At 71.5% G+C, this 4,554-nt stretch carries 5 protein-coding genes; 3 read left to right on the plus strand and 2 right to left on the minus strand.

Going from position 1 to position 4,554, the window contains the following annotated elements:
• The coding region (locus tag VFW24_09465) for a biotin/lipoyl-containing protein (protein ID HEX5266989.1) at positions 1–1,022 on the plus strand (1,022 nt) is incomplete at its 5' end.
• The gene (locus tag VFW24_09470; GenBank protein ID HEX5266990.1) at positions 1,019–2,176 is read left to right on the plus strand and encodes a M20 family metallopeptidase; all 1,158 of its coding nucleotides are present in this window, start codon (positions 1,019–1,021) and stop codon (positions 2,174–2,176) included. The genes VFW24_09465 and VFW24_09470, both read left to right, overlap by 4 nt.
• 44 nt (positions 2,177–2,220) lie before the next feature.
• On the opposite strand, the gene VFW24_09475 is transcribed toward VFW24_09470, so the two are convergent.
• Together VFW24_09475 and VFW24_09480 are read right to left on the minus strand one after the other, a co-directional pair.
• A complete protein-coding gene (locus tag VFW24_09475) occupies positions 2,221–3,582 on the minus strand; it encodes an FAD-dependent oxidoreductase (GenBank protein ID HEX5266991.1) in 1,362 nt (453 codons plus the stop codon).
• Entirely contained in the window at positions 3,564–4,121 is a 558-nt protein-coding gene (locus VFW24_09480; GenBank protein HEX5266992.1) for a hypothetical protein, read from the minus strand. The genes VFW24_09475 and VFW24_09480 overlap by 19 nt, the downstream gene beginning before the upstream one ends.
• Positions 4,122–4,154: 33 nt before the next feature.
• On the opposite strand from VFW24_09480, the gene VFW24_09485 reads away from it, so the two are divergent.
• The coding region (locus VFW24_09485) for a hypothetical protein (GenBank protein ID HEX5266993.1) at positions 4,155–4,554 on the plus strand (400 nt) is incomplete at its 3' end.

Consider the following 4,554-nt stretch of genomic DNA (forward strand, 5'->3'; position numbering starts at 1 on the left):
GCCGCCGGATGGGCGAGGCGGCGGTCAAGGTGGCCGAAGGCTGCGGCTATGTCAACGCCGGAACCGTCGAGTTCCTCTACGAGAACGGGGACTTCTTCTTCCTGGAGATGAACACCCGCCTCCAGGTCGAGCACCCGGTCACCGAGATGGTGGTGGGCCGCGACCTCGTCGAGCTTCAGATCCGCATCGCCTCCGGTGAGCCGCTCGGCTTCACCCAGGACGACATCGAGCGCCGGGGCCACGCCATCGAGTGCCGGATCAACGCCGAGAACCCGGCCCGGGGCCGCTTCCTGCCCTCGCCCGGCACCATCACCCGCTTCCGCCGGGCCGACGGCTTCGGAACCCGCAACGACGCCGGCTACGAGGAAGGCGACACGGTCAGCCAGTTCTACGACAACCTCGTGGCGAAGCTCGTCGTCTGGGGCTCGGACCGTGAGCATGCCCGCAAGCGCATGCTGCGGGCCCTGGCCGAGACCGACGTGCAGGGTGTGGCCACGACCATCCCCGCCCATGTCGCGATCCTGAGCCATCCCGACTTCATCGAGGCCAAGCACTCGACCCGCTGGGTCGAGGACGCCCTCGACCTGTCGGAGGTGGAGGCGCCCGGGCGGCCGGCGACCGACGAGGCCGAGGAGTCCGACGGGGAGAAGGTGCTCCGCGAGGTCGACGCCGAGGTCAACGGGCGCCGCTACCGGGTGAAGCTGTGGGTGCCCCAGTCCGCCGACACCATGGGCGCCGGGGCGTCACCCGCCCGGCCGGCCGCGCCCAAGCGCTCCCGTCCCGCCGGCGGGGCCGGGGATGCACGCGGCACTGGCGAGGTCACGGTTCCGATGCAGGGAACGATCGTCAAGGTCCTCGTGAGCGTCGGGGACACAGTCGAGGCGGGCCAGGCGGTCTGCGTGCTGGAGGCGATGAAGATGGAGAACAACATCAGCGCCGACGTGGCCGGGACGGTGAAGGAGATCCGCGTCGAGCCGGGCCAGACGGTGGGCGGCGGGGACGTGGTGGCGGTGATCGCATGAGCCCCGCCGGCGTCCGCGACGCCGCCCGCCGGACCGTCGACGCCGCCGCCGACTCGCTCGTCGAGCTCTCCCACCGCATCCACGGCTCTCCCGAGACGGCGTTCGAGGAGGAGCTCTCCTCGCGCTGGGTGGCCGAGGCCCTCTCCGACGGGGGCTTCGCCGTGGAGACCGGAGTTGCCGATCTGCCCACCGCATTCGTCGCCACGTCCGGCTCCGGGCCCTTCACCCTCGGTATCTGCGCCGAGTACGACGCCCTGCCCGGGATCGGCCACGCGTGCGGGCACAACGTGATCGCCGCTGCGGCCGTGGGCGCCGGACTCGCTCTGGCCCCCCTGGCCGACGAGCTGGGCATCACCGTGAAGGTGCTCGGCACCCCGGCCGAGGAGGGGGGCGGCGGGAAGATCCTGATGCTCGAGCGCGGGGCCTTCGCCGGCGTGCACGCCGCCATGATGGTGCATCCCGCCCCGCTGGAGCAGCAGCAGATGCACTGCCTGGCCGTGGCCCACATCGACGTCCACTTCCACGGCAAGGAGGCGCACGCCTCCGCCTTCCCCGAGCAGGGGGTCAACGCCGGAGACGCCCTCACGATCTCCCAGGTGGCCATCGGCCTGCTGCGCCAGCACTTCCGGGGCCGGGACCAGGTGCACGGGATCGTGACCAAGGGCGGAGACGCCCCCAACATCGTTCCCGCCCACACCAGAGCCAAGTACTACATCCGCTCCGACACGCTGGCCGACCTCGACCGCCTGCAGCCGCGCGTGATGCGCTGCTTCGAGGCCGGTTCGCTCGCCACGGGCGCCAAGATGGAGGTCGAGCACATGAGCCCGCCCTACTCCGAGTTCATCGCCGACGAGGCCATGTCGGCGGTGTACCGGCGCAACGCCGAGGAGATCGGCCGGCGGTTCCCCTCCGCCATCGGGATGGGCGGCGGGTCCACCGACATGGCCAACATCTCACTGGCCCTTCCGACCATCCACCCCATGCTCGGCATCGACTCGCTCCCGGCCGTCAACCACCAGCCCGAGTTCGCGGCCGCATGCGTCCGCCCCGCCGCCGACAAGGCGGTCAGGGACGGCGCCCTGGCGATGGCTCTCACCGTGGCCGACCTGGCCGCCGACACCGCTGAGCGCAAGCGCCTGATCGCAGGCGGCTGAGCCGCTCTACCCGGCGCCCGCCCCGCTATTCGGCGCCCGCCCTGCTACTCGGCGGCGTCGGCCAGGGCCTCGGCCAGGGCCGGGTGCACCAGCAGGCTCTCGACGATGTCGGTCACCTTCAGGTTGGCGGTCACCGCGAGCGCCAGCACCGAGATCAGCTCGGCGGCGTGCGCCCCGACGATCGATCCCCCGAGGACCACCCCCGTGGCCGGATCGGAGAGGATCTTGACGAACCCCCGGGGATCCCCGTCGATCAGGGCGCGGGGATTGGCGGCGTACGGGACCTTGGTCACCCGGATCTTGCGCCCCAGGGCAAAGGCCTCCGCCTCGGCCAGTCCCACGTCGGCGATCTCGGGCTCGGTGAAGATGGCGCTGGCCGCCTTGTCGTAGTCGAGGTGGCGGTGGGCCCGGGTGTGCAGGCCCATCACGTGCTCGGCCACCTTGCGGCCCTGCATCGACGCCACCGAGGCCAGAGGGAGCTTCCCCGAGACGTCCCCGGCGGCGTAGATGTGCTCGACGTTCGACTGGCAGTGGTGGTTGATCGGGACGTAGCCCCCGGGGTCGGTGGCCACCCCGGCGGTATCCAGCCCGAGACCGTCGGAGTTCGGGACGGCGCCGATGGCCAGGAGGGCGTGGGAGCCCTCCACCCGGCGGCCATCGTCACACCGCACCACGACACCGGCGTCGGAGGGGTCGATTCCCACGGCGCGGGCGCCCTTGTAGAGCACCACGTCGCGGCGCAGGAAGTCCTCCTCCAGGGCCGCCGCCACCTCGGGGTCCTTGGTCGGCAGGACCTGCTGCCGGGAGACGATCAGGCTGACCTGCGAGCCGAAGGAGCGGAACATGTGGACGAACTCCACGCCGGTCACGCCGGAGCCGATCACCACCAGATGTTCGGGTAGCTCGGGGGGCGGATACGCCTGGCGGGTGACCAGGATCCGCCGGCCGTCGACCTCGCACCAGGGCGGCACCCGGGGCCGGCTGCCCGTGGCGACGAGTACGGCGTCGGCCTCGATCTCCACCCGACCGTCGGCTGCGTCCACGGTGACGCAGTGAGGCCCCTCGAGGCGGGCCGCGCCCCGCACGAGCCTGACCCCCTGGCTGTGCAGCAACCGCTCGATGGAGCTCTCGAGGTGGGACGAGATCTGCCCGATCCGCTCCCCCACCGCCTTCGGGTCGAGCTCGGCCTCGATCGGCGCCAGCCCCATGCGATGGGCCCGGCCGGTCAGCGACATCACGCCGCCCGTGGCGATCATCGCCTTCGAGGGGATGCAGTCCCACAGGTTGGCGCCGCCACCGATGACGTCCCGCTCGACCAGGGTGACCTCGGCCCCCAGACGGGCGGCGTGGGTGGCGGCCTGGTTCCCGGCCGGCCCCCCGCCGAGGATCACGAATCGGACGGCCACAAACCCGAGCGTAACGCCCACTCCTCGGCGATCTGCCGGATGTCCAGCCGTTCCGACTGCATCCACGCCTCCCTCCGGGCCGCCGCCTCCTCTGCCGCCGCCAGCTCAGGCGGCAGCGGGACGTCGTAGGTCGGCCGGCTGTCGGTCAACTCCCAGGTCGTGTCCTCCCAACTCCGCCTGCGGAGCCGGGTCCGGTACCGCCATGCCGTCGTCCGGGCCACGTGCCGGACCTCGTACCGGCCGCGGCCGACCCTCCGCACCCGACCCCTGCGCGCCTGGTACCGCAGGAGGTCCGACAGGGCCTTCCGCGGATATCCCGTGGCAAGAAGGATGCCCCGCCGCTCGAGATAGGCCAGGATCTCTCCGATGGTCATGGGTCGGCCGACTTCGAGCAGCACGCCGACGGCGGCCTCGGTAATCCGCCACCGGAACAGCCAGACGGTGGCGCCGGGGGGCGGACACTCCCCGTCCAGATCGAAGCCGAAGTCGTCGCGGCTGCGGTCGGGATCGCACAGCGCCACGTATCTCGGGTCGACCATGGATGAAGTGAACGCTCCGGGTGTGACGGTCCCGTGATCGACGTCCACTTCGTGATCCTCGGCGCCGTGTTCAGCGCCGTCGGCTCAGCGAGCTACATCGTCGAGACCGTGCGCGGGCGCACCCAGCCCAACCGGGTCACCTGGTTCATGTGGGCCGCAGCTCCGCTCCTTGCCTTCACGGTCGAGATCCAGTACGGCGTCGGCCTGCGTTCACTGATGACGTTCATGGTCGGGATAAGCCCCCTCGCCGTGTTCGTGGCGTCGTTCGTCAATCGGTCGTCGCAGTGGCGCGTCGGACCGTTCGACTACGCCTGCGGCGCGCTGTCCGCAGCCGGGACCATCGGCTGGCTCGTGACGCGGACCGGCCTGGTGGCCCTCGGGGCGTCGATAGCCGCCGATCTCGTGGCGGGCGTCCCGACGCTCGTGAAGGCGT

Source organism: Acidimicrobiales bacterium, assembly GCA_036273495.1.
Taxonomy (GTDB): domain Bacteria; phylum Actinomycetota; class Acidimicrobiia; order Acidimicrobiales; family JAJPHE01; genus DASSEU01.

Excerpts from the sequence above, each read along its gene's own strand:
- VFW24_09470 (HEX5266990.1), top strand. The coding sequence starts at position 1,019 with ATGAGCCCCGCCGGCGTCCGCGACGCCGCCCGCCGGACCGTCGACGCC.
- VFW24_09480 (HEX5266992.1), bottom strand. The coding sequence starts at position 4,121 with ATGGTCGACCCGAGATACGTGGCGCTGTGCGATCCCGACCGCAGCCGC.